Source organism: Actinokineospora sp. NPDC051303 (assembly GCF_055586285.1).
The window spans coordinates 93,442-107,636 of record NZ_JBVJIN010000023.1; the positions used below are offsets into that span (position 1 = coordinate 93,442).

Sequence of the window (14,195 nt, forward strand, 5' to 3'; positions counted from 1 at the left end):
GCCTGCACGGGCCCAGCGGCGCGCGCGCCCAGCAGGCCGCCGACCGCGCGGTTTCCGGCCAACAGCGGTGGTCCGCCGAGATCAAACCTTGACGATCTCAACAGTTCAGCCGTTATCATTTCGTGACCACGTAGGTGTATTCAAACGGCCCCGCGAACACACCTGACGATGGATAGTGGATCCGCCAGATGCGAGAAGGGGAGGCCATATGGCGATCCGATTTGTTCGACGCAGGCTGGACATGATTTCCAAGGGGGAGCAAGAGAGGGGGTCCTCGGCCAGATTGCGCGTGCCGCAGGACCTGTTGGACCGGCACGGCGGGCGGGTGCTCGACCCGGAGCGCGCCGAGGTCGCCGCGGGGTGGCCGCGGCCGCGGCCCACCGCGTACCGGCGGCGGGTGTTGTTGATCCCCAACGACATCCTCGGTGACGAGACCCGGGTCGAGGCCATCAACCAGGTCATGGACGCCTCGGGCCTGGCGCCGATCGACGCGGCGGTGGACGGGCGTGTGGCCCGGCCAGTCGTGTTGCGGCCCAGCGGCGACGGCGATCCGGACGAAGTGGACTCGTGGGCGGTGTTGCAGCGGCTGCGGACCGCGGCCGACCGGGACGACTGCGTGCTGGACCGGGACGCCGTGGGGCGGATCTCGTTGGACCACTTGATGTTTAGCGCGGTCACCATCACCGGCACGCCGTGGGACACCAACGGCGAGGTCGTGGACGGCTCCTACCGCCGGTCGACACGGGGGGCGTCGCGGGTGCCGGTGGCGCTGGCGCTGAACCCGCCGGACCGGGGGGAAGCCGGCACGGACCGGCTCGCCCGCAGGCCGGTCATCGCGGTGCTGGACTCCGGGATCGGGCCGCACCCGTGGTTCGGCATCCCGGACCGGACGACGCCACCGCCGCCCGACGGGTTCCTTTCCGTGCTGGACGAGGCGCAGGAGCTGATCCGGCAGAACGCGGTGCCGGGCTCGCCGTCCCTGTTGGACTACTGGGACTCGCCCGCCGAGTCCGAGACGCTCATCCGGGACATCGACAGCAACATCGGGCACGGCACGTTCATCGCCGGGATCGTCCGGCAGGTCGCGCCGAGCGCGGATGTGCTGGCGGTGCGGGTGATGCACAGCGACGGCATCGCGCACGGGTCCGATGTGCTCGCCGCGCTGTGGGAGATCTCCCGGCGGGTCGAGCGCGCGCAGAACCCGGCGCTGGGTCGGCAGGAGGACATGGTCGACGTGGTGTCGCTGTCGCTGGGCTACCTGGACGAGACGCCCGCCGACGCCAAGTACACGACGCACGTCGCCGAGGTCGTCAACCGGCTGACCGAGCAGGGCGTGCTGGTGGTGGCCGCGGCGGGCAACCAGTCGACCAGCAGGCGCTACTACCCGGCGGCGCTGGCCGAGACCCCGGAGCAGCCGGGGGCGGGGCCGCAGGTGATCAGCGTCGGCGCGCTCAACCCGAACGCGACCAAGACCGTGTTCTCCAACGACGGCGACTGGGTCACCTGCTGGGCGACGGGCGCGGGCGTGGTCAGCACGTTCCCGACCGACGTCAGCGGGCCCCGGCAGCCCGACTTCGCCGACGAGCACCGCTGCGGGCTGGACCCGGACGATTTCAGCAGCGGCTTCGCGGTGTGGGACGGCACGTCGTTCGCTGCCCCGATGGCCGCGGCGGCGCTGGCGAACGCGCTCATCGAGGTCGGGGCGTGCGACACCGGCCTCGGGCTCGCCAACGTCGACCCGGACACCGTGGTGAAGCGGGCCTGGGCGGCACTTGAGCGCTGCTATGAGCGGCACGCGGCCTAGCAGGCAGGCCGAGGGCGGCAAGCCTTTCACCGACTACGAAGGGCTTGCCGTCCTGCTCGACCTGGCCCGGCGCGGCGACCGGCGCGCGCTGGGCCAGGTCGCGGTCCGGCTCACCCCGATGCTGTGGCAGGTCGCGCGGGCGCAGGGCCTGGACCGGGAGCGCAGCGCGGACGCGGTGCAGTCGGCGTGGCTGTCGCTGCTCGGCTCGATCGCCGACATCCACACCCCGGTCGCGCTGACCGCGTGGCTGATCACGGTGACCAAGCGGACCGCGTGGCGGATGCGCGACGAGCACAGCGCCGAGGCGCCGATGGCGGTGGGCCTTGAGCATGTCCGCGATCCCGAACTCCAACCGGAGGAGCACGCGGTGTTCACCGACCGCAGGAACCGGCTGTGGGCCGCGGTGGGCCGGTTGCCCCGCCGCTGCCAGGAGTTGCTGCGCTTCGTCGCGTTCGTCCACCGCCCCGATTACGCCGAAGTCAGCGCCGCGCTGGGCATGCCCAGGGGTAGCATCGGACCAGTCCGGGGGCGCTGCCTAGCCCGGTTGCGTACCGTGCTGCTTGCCGACGAGAAGGGGAGCTGGCGGTGACAGCGGACGGCGAGCTCGACGACCTTGACTGGGAGATCCTGCGCGAGATCCGCGGGCTCTGCGAAGCGCTCGACCCGGTGCCGGACGATCTGGTCGAACGGGTCAAGTTCGCCATCGACCTCGCCGACATCGACACCGAGATCGAGATGCTGCGCGCGACCGAGATGCCGATGGCGGCGGGCGCCCGGGGCGAGCACAGCCGGGTGATCACCTTCGACAGCCCTGCCCTGACCATCATGGTGAAGATCGAGTCGAACGCCGACGGGTCGCTGCGGGTCGACGGCTGGCTCTCGCCCGCGGGCGGGCACGCCGTCGAGGCGCGCACCGCGTCCGGCCCGGTCACCACCAGCTCCAGCGCGGACGGCCGGTTCTCCCTGGCCCGGGTCCCCGCGGGCATGGTCCAGTTCGTGGTCCGGCCCAGCGGCCAGACCGGGATCGTGAGCACCCCGACGATGAAGCTGTAGGCGCCGTGGAGGACCGCGTGCGCGCACTGCACCGGCGCGCGATCGAGGTGGTCAACAGCGGCAGGCCGAAAGCGGGCGCGAGCCTGCTGCGCCGCGCGCTGCGCGAGTCGGGCTGGCCGGAGCGCTCGTCACCGCTGACCGCGCGGCTGCTGGGGACGCTGGCCGCGGCGGAGGTCGCGCTCGGCAACACCGGCGAGGCGCTGCTGCTGCTCGACCGCGCCGACGAGGTCGCCGCGCCAGGCGACCGGGCGCTGGTGCTCTCGCAGCGGGCGCTGGTGTCGGTGCTGGTGGGCCGCATGGACGACGCGCTGGCGTTCTTCGACGAGGCGATCGCGGTGCTGCGCCGTGGCGAGGACCGGGCGGCGCTGGCGCGGGTGCTGCTCAACCGGGGGATGCTGCACCAGATCGCCGGGCGGGTGCGGCTCGCGCTGGCCGACCTGGACCAGTGCGCGCGGATCGGCGACTCGCTCGGCGCGGCGGACGGGATGCCGCGCACGGTGGCCAAGGCCGTCCACGGGCGCGGGCAGTGCCGGGTGCTGACCGGGGACATCCCAGCCGCGCTGCGCGACTTCGACATCGCCGCCGCGGTCTACGCCGACCAGGGCGAGGGGATGCTGGTGGTGCTGGCCGCGGACCGGGCGCGGGCGCTGCTGGCCGCCGGGCTGCCCAGCGAGGCGGCGACCGAGCTGACCGGGGCGCTGCGGCGGTTTCCCCGGCTGCGGATGACCCAGGAGCACGCCGAGGCCGAGCTGACCATGGCGCGGGCGAACCTCGCGGCCGGATACCCCGCCGAGGCGCGGCGGTGGGCGGCGCGGGCGCGGCGGCGGTTCCGCAGGCGGGGCAATGACACCTGGGCCGCGGTGGCGGAGCTGACGATGCTGCGCGCGGACTTCGACGGGGGCCGCCGCACCGCGGGCGTCGCGCGCGGGGCGGCGCTGCTGGCCGAGCGGCTGCGCGCGCTGGGGCTGCGCATCGACGCGGACGTGGCCGCCCTGCTGGCCGCGCGGACCACCGTCGCCCTGGGCAGGCTCGCCGAGGCCCGCGCGCTGCTGGCCGGTCGGGACCGGCCGGGCGCGCCGCTGGAGGTCCGGCTGCTGCGCAGGCTCGCGCTGGCCGAGCTGGGCGCGGCGGCCGGGGACCGGGCCACGACCTTCGCCCAGGCCCGCCGGGGGCTGGCGCTGCTGCGCGACCACCGCGGCCGCTTCGGCAGCCTCGACCTGCAGACCGGCACGACCTCGCTGGGCGGCGAGTTGGCGGGCGCCGGGCTGGCCGCGGCGCTGGACAGCGGGTCGCCGGAGGTCGTCTACCGGTGGCTGGAGCGGACCCGGGCGCAGGCGTTCCGGTTCCGCCCGGTGCGCACCCCCGCCGACGAGCAGACCGTCGACGCGGTGGCCGAGCTGCGCCACTACGCCCGCCAGGCCAGGGCCGCCGAGCTCGCGGGCAGCCACGACGCGGCCGCCCAGCGCCGCTGCACCCAGCTCGAACGCGAGATCCGCGCCCGCGGCTGGCGGGTCGACGGCACCGGCGAGCACACCACCGAGGCGAGCTTCGGCGAGCTGACCGCCGAACTCGCCGCCAGCGACAGCGTGCTGGTCAGTTACCTCACCGACGGCTCTCGGCTCATGGCCCAGGTGGTCGGCGACGGCCAGGCGACACTGCTGCGCCTGGGCGACCCGGCGACGGTGCACGAGGCCATCGCCCGGCTGCGCAGCGACCTCGACGCCGTCTGCGGCCGCTGGCTGCCCACCGGCCTGCGCCAGACGATCGAGCTGTCCACGCGGCACCAGCTCGCCACCCTCACCGAGCACCTGCTCGACCCGCTGCTCGACCTGATCGGCGACCGCGACCTCGTCCTCGCCCCCACCCGCGGCCTCTCCGCGGTCCCCTGGAACCTGCTCGCCCCGCTGCGCGGGCGCCCGGTCACCGTCACCCCGTCTCCGTCCACCTGGGTCACCACGCACCGGGCGCCCCGCCCGAGCGGCCCGGTGCTGCTCGTCGGCGGCCCCAACCTCGACCACGCAGGCGACGAGGTCGACAGCCTGGCCAAGATTTACCCCGACGCCACGGTGCTGGACGGCCCGTACGCCACCGTCGAGGCCACCCTCAAGGACATCGACCACCGCGGCCTCGCGCACTTCGCCTGCCACGGCCACCACGAGCAGGAGAACGTCCTGTTCTCCCGGCTCGACCTGGTCGACGGCCCGCTGATGGCCTACGACGTCCACCAGCTCGCCGCCGTCCCCGCGCATGTCGTGCTGTCCTCCTGCGACACCGGCAGGGCCGTCGTCCGCGCGGGCGACGAGATCCTGGGCTTCACCGCCGCCCTGCTCTACAGCGGCAGCCGCACCGTCGTCTCCGCCGTCGCCCGCGTCGACGACACCGCCGTCGTCGAGGTCATGACGGCCTACCACCGCGCCGTCGCCCGAGGCGTCCCGCCCGGCCGCGCCATCGCCGAGGCCACCCAGACCGACACCCCGATGCCGTTCGTCTGCTTCGGCTCCGGCGACTGACCAGGCGACTACGCACGGCAGTCAAATACGTAGATCGGCCGATGTTTACCTGCCGGTAGGCAAGCCAGGGTTGCCGCAGGCGGGTCCGAGAAGCGTGAGTCCGGCCCGCGAGCGCGACGTCTCCGGTCGGGGAGCCGTCCACGTGAGTGATCCGAGGTGGCTGTGAAGCGGAAGATTCTGGCGGCGGGGCTTGCCCTGTCCGCGGCGAGTGTGACGATGCTGGCGGTTGTGTCCCCGGTCGGCGCGGCGCCCGCCGCGGTCGCCGTGAACGAGGCCAAGACCGCCAAGGTCTGGTCGGCCGAGGAGATGCGCTCGGCCGTTCCGGTCGAGAACCTGATCGGCGACAAGCTCGGCAAGATCAGCAAGGCGGCCGAGCGGAAGCTGGGGACGCCCACGACCATCCAGCCCACCGCGGTGGAGCCGTACGCGTTCCCCGACAAGGGCACCGAGTGGACCGGCGGCGGCGCGGTGACCAAGACCGCGGGCCGAGTCTTCTTCACCCTCGGCGACCGCCGGGCGGCCTGCTCGGCCAACGCGGTGACCAGTGCCAACCGCAGCGTGGTGATGACCGCGGGGCACTGCGTGAAGTACCAGGGCAAGTGGCACACCAACTGGGTCTTCGTGCCCGGCTACCGCGACGGCGCCGCGCCGTTCGGGCAGTGGCCCGCGAAGAAGACGCTGACCGTGCCGCAGTGGGAGTCCTCTGAGGACATGAACTTCGACATCGGCGCCGCGGTGGTGGACCAGGTCGACGGCAAGAGCCTCACCGACGTCGTCGGCGGCCAGGGGATCGCGTTCAACCAGCCCCGGAACCAGGACATGTACGCCTTCGGCTACCCGGCGGTGCCCTCGCCGCCGTACAACGGCGAGAAGCTCATCTACTGCAGCGGCAAGACCTCCACCGACTTCCTCATCACCCGCGACCACCGGATCACCTGCGGGATGAAGAACGGCGCCAGCGGCGGCCCGTGGTTCCTGAAGTTCGACGAGGCCACCGGCCTCGGCGTGCAGGCGTCGGTGAACAGCTTCGGGTACGTCTTCATGCCCAGCGCGCTGTTCGGCCCGTACTTCGGCAAGGAAGCCCAGGCGCTCTACAACACCGCGCAGGCCGCATGACCTGACCCCGCGTGACCACCCGGTTGCCCCTCGCCCGTTCGGGCGAGGGGCAACCGGCGCGTGGTTGCCATTAGGGTGGGCGGACTGGTTCAGTCTGCGAGGTGCGAGTGCTGAGTGTCACGGGCGGCAACGCGGCCGCGGACGTCACCAGCTACGTCGGCCGACGCGACCAGGCGTCCGCGGTGCGACGGCTGCTGGGAACCGCGCGCCTGATCACCCTCACCGGGCCCGGGGGTGTCGGCAAGACCCGGCTGGCCAGGCGGGTCGCGCAGGACGCCGCGCGGGCGTTCCGCGACGGCGTGACCTTCGTCGGCCTGGCCGAGTTGCGCGACGCGCCGCTGGTGCCCAACGCCGTCGCCGACGCGCTCGGCCTCCAGCAGCGCGCCACCCGGGTGGTCTCCCGGCAGGTGGTCGACTACCTGCGCGACCGGCAGGTCCTGCTGCTGCTGGACAACTGCGAGCACCTGCTCGACGCGTGCGCCGAACTCGCCCACGCGGTGCTGACCGAGTGCCCGCGCACGGTGATCCTGGCGACCAGCAGGCAGTCGCTCGGGCTCGCGGGCGAGCACCTCATGCCGGTGCCCCCGCTGCCCGCCCCGGGCGAGGACGCCACGCGCCCGGCCGAGCTGCCCGGGTACCCGAGCGTCGAGCTGTTCCTGGACCGGGTGGCGGCGACCTGCCCGTCGTTCCAGCTCACCGAGGACAACGCCGCCGACGTGGCCAAGCTGTGCCGGGACCTCGACGGGGTGCCGCTGGCGATCGAGCTCGCCGCGGCCCGGGTGCGGTCGCTGACCCCTCGGCAGATCAACGAGCGGCTGGGCGACGGGCTGGGCCTGCTGGCCTCCGGGCAGCGCAGGCCGCAGCGCCACCGGACCCTGCGCTCGACCATCGACTGGAGCTACCGGTTGTGCTCGCCGCAGGAGCAGGCCGTGTGGGCGCGGGCGTCGGTGTTCGCCGGGACGTTCGACCTCGACGCGGCCGAGCAGGTCTGCGCGGGCCCGGACCTCGCGCCGGAGGAGGTGCTGGACCTGCTGGAGGGGCTGCTGGACAAGTCCGTGCTCATCCGGGAGGAAGTGGGCGACCACGCCCGGTACCGGATGCTGGAGACGCTGCGCGCCTACGGCGGCGAGCGCCTGGTGGAACTCGGCGAGGACACCGCGACGCGGCGGCGGCACCGCGACTGGTTCGACCAGCTCACCGCGACCGCCGACGCGGAGTGGGTCAGCGCGCGGCAGCTCGCGTGGACCCGCAGGCTGCACCACGAGCACGCCAATCTGCGGGCCGCGCTCGACTGGTCGGTCACCGAGCCGGGCGAGGCGGGGACGGCGCTGCGGATGACCGCGCGCCTGGACGAGTACTGGGGGCTGCGCGGCTCCGGCCCCGAGTTGCAGACCTGGCTGACCCGGGCGCTGGCCGCCGCGCCGCCGGACCACCCCGCGCGCGCCCGCGCGCTGACGACCCTGGCCCTGTTCTCGGTGTGGCAGACCGAGTTCGACACCGCCGAGGCGCTGCTGAACGAGGCCGAAGCCGGGCTCGACCGCGCGGCCGATCCGCTGGCCGCGCCGTTCGTCACCTCGGTGCGCGAGCTCTCCTCGGTCATCCAGGTCCAGCCCGGCAGCCGCGACCTCGCCGCGGCGGCGGCCGAGGAGTTCCGCGCGCTCGGCGAGGTGCGCCGCGAGCTGCACCCGCTGTTCATCCAGGGCGTCGCGGCCGCGTTCATGGGCGATCTGGAGACCGGCCGGGCCGTGCTGCGCCGGATGACCGAGCTCACCCAGGAGCGCGGGGAAACCTACTACCACAACATGTCCCAGTTCGGCGTGGCGATAATCGAGAGCCAGTTCGGCGACGTCGAGGTCGCCGCGGCCGCCGCGGCGGCGGCGCTGCGCGGCGACCTGACGATCGGCAGCGGCCTGCCCGCGGCGTACAACATCGACGCCCTGGCCTGGGTGGCCACCCGCAAAGGGGATTACCGGCGGGCCGCAAGCCTGTTCGGCGCGGCCGCTGCGGTGTGGGACTCGCACGGTGTCGCCCCGGATATCGCGGTTTCCGTGCCGCACAACCACAATTTCGCGATCGCCAAGTCCGCGCTCGGCGAGGCGGCGTTCGAGTCGGCGTTCCAGGTCGGCCGGGCGCTGAGCCCGGTCGAGGCCTGGCACTTCGCCCTCGGACACCCCTCGCCGAGCGAGGCGGCCGAGCCGGAGTCGCCGATGGTGCTGACCCGGCGCGAGCTGGAGGTCGCCGAACTCGTCGCGGAAGGACTGTCCAACCGGGCCATCGCGGCCAAGCTCGTCATCTCCGTGCGCACCGCGACGACGCACGTCCAGCACATCCTCACCAAATTGGGGTTCGGGAACCGCGCCCAGATCGCCACCTGGGTCGCCCAGCGGCGGTCCGAGTTAGCCGCGCCGGGCCGTTCCCGCCCGCATACGTAGCCCGAACAGCCCGACTACGTATTTCGGCGGACGCCCGGATCTCGTGCGCCAGCCCACACTTGTGGACCGATCACCAGGCATGGCCGCACGCCGGTCGCGCCTGCTCCACGGAGGTAATCCATGCGTTTCACCCGAGCAATGGCGCTCGCCGTCGCCGCGGCGGCCGCGACCGGCGGCCTCATCGCCGCGGCGCTTCCCGCGAGCGCGGCGGGCGGCAAGTACGTCGCCCTCGGCGACTCCTACGCCGCTGGCACCGGCGCGGGCAGCTACGGCAACAGCGGATTCTGCTACCGCAGCGCCAAAGCGGCCACGCAGCTGTGGGCGGCGGCGCACCCCGAGGTGACCTCGAAGTCCGTCGCCTGCGCCGGGGCCACGACCGCGAACGTGCTCAACAACCAGGTTTCCGCGCTCACCGCCGACACGACCATGGTGACGATCAGCATCGGCGGCAACGACGTCGACTTCGCTGGCGTGATGACCACCTGCACGACCGGCTCCGACAGCCAGTGCGTGAACAAGGTCAACCAGTCCGCGAACAACGCCCAGACCGCGTTGCCCGCCAAGCTGGATAACACTTACGCCGAGATCAAGAAGCGCTCGCCCAACGCGCGGGTGATCGTGCTGGGCTACCCGCAGATCTTCGCCTCCGGCCCGGCGTCGTGCTCGATCAGCCTGCCCAAGCGCAACGCCCTCAACGACGGAGCCGACAAGCTGAACGCGATCATCGCGGATCGGGCGCGGCAGGCCGGTTTCGTCTTCGAGGACGTGCGCGACGAGTTCGCGGGCCACGGCGTGTGCTCGGCGGCGCCGTGGATCCGGGGCGTCAACTGGTTCAACCTCGTCGAGTCCTACCACCCGAACGCGGCCGGACAGGAAAAGGGCTACCTCCAGGCCCTCAACAAGGTCGCGGGCTGAGCGGACTGAGCGGACAAAGCCCTGGCGCGGGTCACGCGGGCGGGATCGGTTCCCGCGCCAGGGCTTTGGCCACCGAGTGCAGGTTGTGCGCCATGGTCTTCGCGGTCTGGTGCGACCACTCGTGGCCGTGGTCGGTGTCGGCGTAGTCCGGGCCGGGGCCGGGGCCCATGTTCCAGTACGTCCACGCCTGGCCGGGCACGGTGTAGCCGATGTCGCCGAGGGCGCCCGCGATCTCGCTGATCACGTGGTGCGCGCCGTCCTCGTTGCCGGTGACCACGACCCCCGCGACCCGGTTGTAGGCCACCGGGCGGCCTTGGTCGTCGGTCTCGGACAGCATGGCGTCCATCCGCTCGATCGCCCGCTGCGCCAGCGAAGACGGCCTGCCCACCCAGGTCGGCGACGCCACAATCAGGATCTCGGCGGCCAGCAGGTCGGCGTGCACCAGCGGCCACTGGTCGCCGTCGCCGAGGTCGGTCTCGACGCCCGGCGGGATGGACAGGTCGGCGAGGCGGTGCACGGTCACCTTGGCGCCGCGGCCTTCCAGCTCCGCGGTCACCACATCGGCGAGCCGCTGGGTGTTGGACGAGTCCGAAGAGGACTTCAACGAGCAGTTGAGCACGACGACACGCACCGGGTCTCCTCCCGTTTCTCAGCCGTTTTCGTCTGTGGTGGCATGGGCCGCGCCGACCGGCTTGGACTCCGGCGAGCCACGCTGTCGCAAGTAGACACTCAGAATCGCCATCGATCCGATGGCCAGGAACTCCGACTGCCAGTTCTGCAGGGACCGATTCCAGAAGTCGGCCGCGCCGAGATACCGCGCCCAGGTCAGCGGTTCCTCGAAGTCCATGATCTGCTCGCTGTTGTAGGCCGCGACGCCCGCGACCGACTGCGCCAGCCAGGACAGCAGGAACAGCCCCGCCATGACCAGCCCGAGCGACCGCGAGAACAGCGCGGTGCGCCACCCGCCCGCGCGCGCCCACGCGGGCGAGTCCTTTGTGGCGTACGCGCCGACCTTCTGCTCCTCGTCGGTCTCGGTGCCGATGCGGGAAGCGGGCTTCGACTCCGGCGACCCGCGCTGCACCAGCCAGACCGTGGCCATGATGTAGAGGAAGAACTGCAGGTACTCCGACTGCCAGTTCTCCGCGACGTCGACGGCGAAGTCCGCGGACGTCAGGTACTGGCCCATGGTGATGCCGTCCACCCCTTGGGCCACCAGCTTGTTCACGGCCATCGCGTGCCCCGACACCGCCTGGCCCACCAGGGAACCGAGGAGCAGCAGCCCGAAGGCGATCGACAGACCGTTGTCGCGCAAGAAGGCTTTCATTGCTGGGCCAGTCCTATCGTGACGAAGTACGCCAGTCCGCCCAGGACGAACACCAGGTACAGAACGAGCATCAGCCGGGCTGTCATGGTCCACCCACCGCACAGGTGTAGGGCTCGTCCGCGCCCGTCGACTGGCACCCGGCTCCAGTGATCAGCCACCGGTCGCCGGAGCGGATGAGGAACACGGTGTCCGCGCCCGCGCGGACCATCGCCGTCTCGCCCCACGCCTGCACCTCGCCCGGCGGCCCCGGCGGCTCGGAGAGAGCGGCGCCCAGCTCTTGGTCGCAGAACTCGCCCACCGCTCCCCACTGTGCGAGGACCCGCGGCGCCAACGCCGCGCAGGCGGTCCCGGTGTCACCCTCGGTGACCGCCGAGGAGAAATCCCGCACCGCCGCCGCGACTTCCGGCTCCGCGCTGGACCCGCAGCCAGCCACGAGGACCGCCACCGCGGCGGCCCCGACGCCGTATCGGAACACCGTCATAGAGAGCGGACTACCCACCGCCACTCGATCCACACCTGTCGAACCCGCAGCCGCTAGCCTCGTCCCACGACACCCGTGGTCGGACCCGCGCTCCCGCGCCCGAGGCAAGGCAAGGCGATGACCGAGTCCACACTCACCACGACGACCGAACGCCACACCGGCCGCGTGATCGTCCACGCCACGGGCGACGTCGACATCGCCACCGCCCCCGTCTTGTCAGCCGCCCTCACCGCGGCGGCCAATGCCGTCCCCACCCCCAGCGGCGTCATCGCCGACCTGACCGGCGTGCGGTTCCTGGGCTCAGCGGGCTTAGCCGTCCTGATCGAGACCCACGATCACGCCCGGGTGCCGACCGTCATCGTGGTCACCCCCGGCACCGCGGCGCACCGGTCCCTGCAAATCACCGGCCTGCTGGACGAACTCACCACCGCGACCACGGTGTCCGAAGCCCTCACCCGCACCGACCACCCCGCCCGCTGAGTCACACCCGGCCGAACACCAGGTTCCCGGGCGCGTCCGGGTCGTCCCCCGCCCAGAACTCCAGCCAGAGGTCCGTGAACTCGGCCAGCGACAGAAACCCGTCACCATCCTGGTCAACCAGCGCGAAGACGTCGTCGGTGTCGACCGCCGAACCACTCCACGCCTCGACCAACTGCCGGTACTCGGCCCCGGAGATCATCCCGTCGGAGTCCGCGTCCACCGCCTCGAACATCACCGCGGCCGTGTCCCGCACGGCCTCACTCATCCGATCGAGCCGGTCGACCACCACCAGCACCTCGTCCAGCCCGACCTTGCCGCCCGGGTCAAGCCCCGACGCGGTCAGCAGGGTGTGCCACCACCCCATCATGATCGCCGCCAGCCTCCCGTGCGCGGCCGAGCCAGGCGCGGCTCCCCGCAACACCGCCCACCGCCGCGTCAGCGCCGCGAAGTCGCCCTCGTCCAGGAATCCGTCCCCATCGTGATCCATCGCCCGAAACACGCCGCCGACCTTGCGCCGCTGGAACTCGCTGGCCATCGCACCCACCCCTCGCCGTGGAGCCCACAAGCGTAACCACCCATGGAAATGACGCAGACGCGTGACTAAACTCTTCAGAACGCCGAATCTGCGGTTCGACCACAGCCGCCCCACCAGAAGGCCGCGCATGCCCCGTCTCGCACTCGCCATCGCCACCCTGGCCGCCCTGTCGGCCACCGCCTGCGCCACCCCCAGCGCCTCTCGGCAGCTGACCGTGTTCGCCGCAGCCTCCCTAACCGAGTCCTTCACCCAAATCGGCAAGGACTTCGAGGCGGCCACCCCCGGCACAAAGGTGACCTTCAACTTCGGCGGCAGCTCCACCCTGGCCCGCCAGATCACCGAGGGCGCCCCCGCCGACGTCTTCGCCGCAGCCTCCCCCACCACCATGCTCCCCGGCGCCGCCGCCACCACGTTCGCCCGCAACCGCCTGACGATCGCCGTCCCCAAGGGAAACCCCGGCAACATCACCGCCCTACCGGACTTCGCCGACCCCACCCGCAAGATCGCCCTCTGCGCCCCCCAGGTCCCCTGCGGCGAAGCAGCGAAAAAGGCGTTCGCCGCAGCAGGCGTGACCCCCGCCCCCGACACCCTGGAACAGGACGTGAAAGCCGCCCTCTCCAAGGTCCGCCTAGGCGAAGTGGACGCGGCCCTGGTGTACCAAACCGACACCAAAGCGGCGTCGGAAACCGTCGATGCGATCGACTTCCCCCAAGCAAGCACCGCCATCAACGACTACCCCATCACCGTCCTCGCCACCGCCCCCAACAAACCCGACGCCCAAGCCTTCGTGGACTACGTCCTCTCAGCAGCAGGCCGCAAGACACTCACCCAGGCAGGCTTCGAGGCGCCATGAGTTATCCACAGGCAAGATCGTTCTCGCCTGGATTGTCGCCCCGCCCCGGTAGACTGGAGCAGGGCCCGGCCCCCAGGGTGGGTGGGGTTTTGTTGTGGGGGCGATGGGCCAGCAAAACGGCCGTTGAGGACAGTGGTTGGGGCAGTCGAGTGCCCCTTGTCGGGGCCGGTTCGCCAAGCGCACCCCGCCCATCTGTCAGGCCGCGCACCCAACCCTGGCAGGTGCTCGATGGTGCGGACCGAGCAGCAAACCTGCCCCCACGGAGCCCTTACCCGGCCCTGCCGGGTGCTCGATGGGTGAAGCAGCACACCAGCCCTCCCGCCAGGCCGAACCAGCGCCCGCCAGGTGCTCGACCGAGCAGCGAACCTGCCCTCCTCCCAGGCCGCACCCAGGCTCGCCAGGTGCTCGGCGGTGCAGACCGCGCAGCGGACCTGCCCTCCTGCCAAGCCGCTCTGCTGCCAACCGCACCTACGCTCGCCCAGTGCTCGATGGGGTGGAGCAGCACCCCCGAGCATCTGCCGGGCCGCACCGAGGCTCACCAGGTGCTCGATGGGAGCGGAGCAGCAAACCCTCCCCCAACCAAGCCGAACCAGCGCCCGCCCAGTGCTCGATGGGGTGGAGTGGTTTCTTTGGGGGAGAAGGAAGATCCCTAAACTTGCCGTGGTCGTGGGGCCGAAGGCTCCCCACCCGTC

The 14,195-nt window shown here is 72.0% G+C and carries 13 protein-coding genes; 9 read left to right on the top strand and 4 right to left on the bottom strand.

Annotated elements, in window-relative coordinates:
• The first annotated feature begins 289 nt into the window (after positions 1–289).
• The 7 genes from ACZ6SD_RS19375 to ACZ6SD_RS19405 all read left to right on the top strand — a co-directional run bounded on the left by ACZ6SD_RS19375 (position 290) and on the right by ACZ6SD_RS19405 (position 9,830).
• On the top strand, positions 290–1,804 hold the full coding sequence (locus tag ACZ6SD_RS19375) for a S8 family serine peptidase (protein WP_465318326.1): 1,515 nt from the start codon (positions 290–292) through the stop codon (positions 1,802–1,804).
• Entirely contained in the window at positions 1,785–2,393 is a 609-nt protein-coding gene (locus tag ACZ6SD_RS19380; RefSeq protein ID WP_465318327.1) for an RNA polymerase sigma factor, read from the top strand. The genes ACZ6SD_RS19375 and ACZ6SD_RS19380 overlap by 20 nt, the downstream gene beginning before the upstream one ends.
• Positions 2,390–2,857 (top strand): hypothetical protein, encoded by a 468-nt coding sequence (locus ACZ6SD_RS19385; protein WP_465318328.1) that lies wholly within the window; start codon positions 2,390–2,392, stop codon positions 2,855–2,857. The genes ACZ6SD_RS19380 and ACZ6SD_RS19385 overlap by 4 nt, the downstream gene beginning before the upstream one ends.
• Before the next feature lie 17 nt (positions 2,858–2,874).
• Positions 2,875–5,367: a CHAT domain-containing protein gene (locus ACZ6SD_RS19390; protein WP_465318329.1), complete on the top strand. Its 2,493-nt coding sequence runs from the start codon at positions 2,875–2,877 to the stop codon at positions 5,365–5,367.
• Positions 5,368–5,583: 216 nt separating this feature from the next.
• Positions 5,584–6,483, top strand: coding sequence for a trypsin-like serine peptidase (locus ACZ6SD_RS19395; RefSeq protein ID WP_465318339.1), 900 nt, complete (start codon positions 5,584–5,586; stop codon positions 6,481–6,483).
• 107 nt (positions 6,484–6,590) lie between these two features.
• Complete coding sequence (locus ACZ6SD_RS19400; RefSeq protein WP_465318330.1) at positions 6,591–8,915, top strand: ATP-binding protein; 2,325 nt, start codon at positions 6,591–6,593, stop codon at positions 8,913–8,915.
• Positions 8,916–9,035: 120 nt separating this feature from the next.
• A complete protein-coding gene (locus ACZ6SD_RS19405; RefSeq protein WP_465318331.1) occupies positions 9,036–9,830 on the top strand; it encodes an SGNH/GDSL hydrolase family protein in 795 nt (264 codons plus the stop codon).
• Positions 9,831–9,861: 31 nt separating this feature from the next.
• On the opposite strand, the gene ACZ6SD_RS19410 is transcribed toward ACZ6SD_RS19405, so the two are convergent.
• From ACZ6SD_RS19410 to ACZ6SD_RS19420, 3 genes are all read right to left on the bottom strand, one after another.
• Entirely contained in the window at positions 9,862–10,461 is a 600-nt protein-coding gene (locus ACZ6SD_RS19410) for a flavodoxin family protein (RefSeq protein ID WP_465318332.1), read from the bottom strand.
• Positions 10,462–10,479: 18 nt separating this feature from the next.
• A complete protein-coding gene (locus ACZ6SD_RS19415) occupies positions 10,480–11,154 on the bottom strand; it encodes a DUF6766 family protein (protein WP_465318333.1) in 675 nt (224 codons plus the stop codon).
• Positions 11,155–11,236: 82 nt separating this feature from the next.
• Positions 11,237–11,635, bottom strand: coding sequence for a hypothetical protein (locus ACZ6SD_RS19420; protein ID WP_465318334.1), 399 nt, complete (start codon positions 11,633–11,635; stop codon positions 11,237–11,239).
• 117 nt (positions 11,636–11,752) lie between these two features.
• On the opposite strand from ACZ6SD_RS19420, the gene ACZ6SD_RS19425 reads away from it, so the two are divergent.
• On the top strand, positions 11,753–12,115 hold the full coding sequence (locus ACZ6SD_RS19425; protein ID WP_465318335.1) for an STAS domain-containing protein: 363 nt from the start codon (positions 11,753–11,755) through the stop codon (positions 12,113–12,115).
• A gap of 1 nt (position 12,116) precedes the next feature.
• Here ACZ6SD_RS19425 and ACZ6SD_RS19430 read toward each other — a convergent pair whose 3' ends face one another.
• Positions 12,117–12,650, bottom strand: a complete 534-nt coding sequence (locus ACZ6SD_RS19430) for an EF-hand domain-containing protein (protein ID WP_465318336.1) — start codon at positions 12,648–12,650, stop codon at positions 12,117–12,119.
• 127 nt (positions 12,651–12,777) lie between these two features.
• On the opposite strand from ACZ6SD_RS19430, the gene modA reads away from it, so the two are divergent.
• Entirely contained in the window at positions 12,778–13,503 is a 726-nt protein-coding gene (gene modA / locus ACZ6SD_RS19435) for a molybdate ABC transporter substrate-binding protein (protein WP_465318337.1), read from the top strand.
• Positions 13,504–14,195: the final 692 nt, after the last annotated feature.

Excerpts from the sequence above, each read along its gene's own strand:
- ACZ6SD_RS19380 (WP_465318327.1), top strand. The coding sequence starts at position 1,785 with ATGAGCGGCACGCGGCCTAGCAGGCAGGCCGAGGGCGGCAAGCCTTTC.
- ACZ6SD_RS19395 (WP_465318339.1), top strand. The coding sequence starts at position 5,584 with ATGCTGGCGGTTGTGTCCCCGGTCGGCGCGGCGCCCGCCGCGGTCGCC.
- ACZ6SD_RS19405 (WP_465318331.1), top strand. The coding sequence starts at position 9,036 with ATGCGTTTCACCCGAGCAATGGCGCTCGCCGTCGCCGCGGCGGCCGCG.
- ACZ6SD_RS19415 (WP_465318333.1), bottom strand. The coding sequence starts at position 11,154 with ATGAAAGCCTTCTTGCGCGACAACGGTCTGTCGATCGCCTTCGGGCTG.
- ACZ6SD_RS19420 (WP_465318334.1), bottom strand. The coding sequence starts at position 11,635 with ATGACGGTGTTCCGATACGGCGTCGGGGCCGCCGCGGTGGCGGTCCTC.
- ACZ6SD_RS19425 (WP_465318335.1), top strand. The coding sequence starts at position 11,753 with ATGACCGAGTCCACACTCACCACGACGACCGAACGCCACACCGGCCGC.
- ACZ6SD_RS19430 (WP_465318336.1), bottom strand. The coding sequence starts at position 12,650 with ATGGCCAGCGAGTTCCAGCGGCGCAAGGTCGGCGGCGTGTTTCGGGCG.
- modA (WP_465318337.1), top strand. The coding sequence starts at position 12,778 with ATGCCCCGTCTCGCACTCGCCATCGCCACCCTGGCCGCCCTGTCGGCC.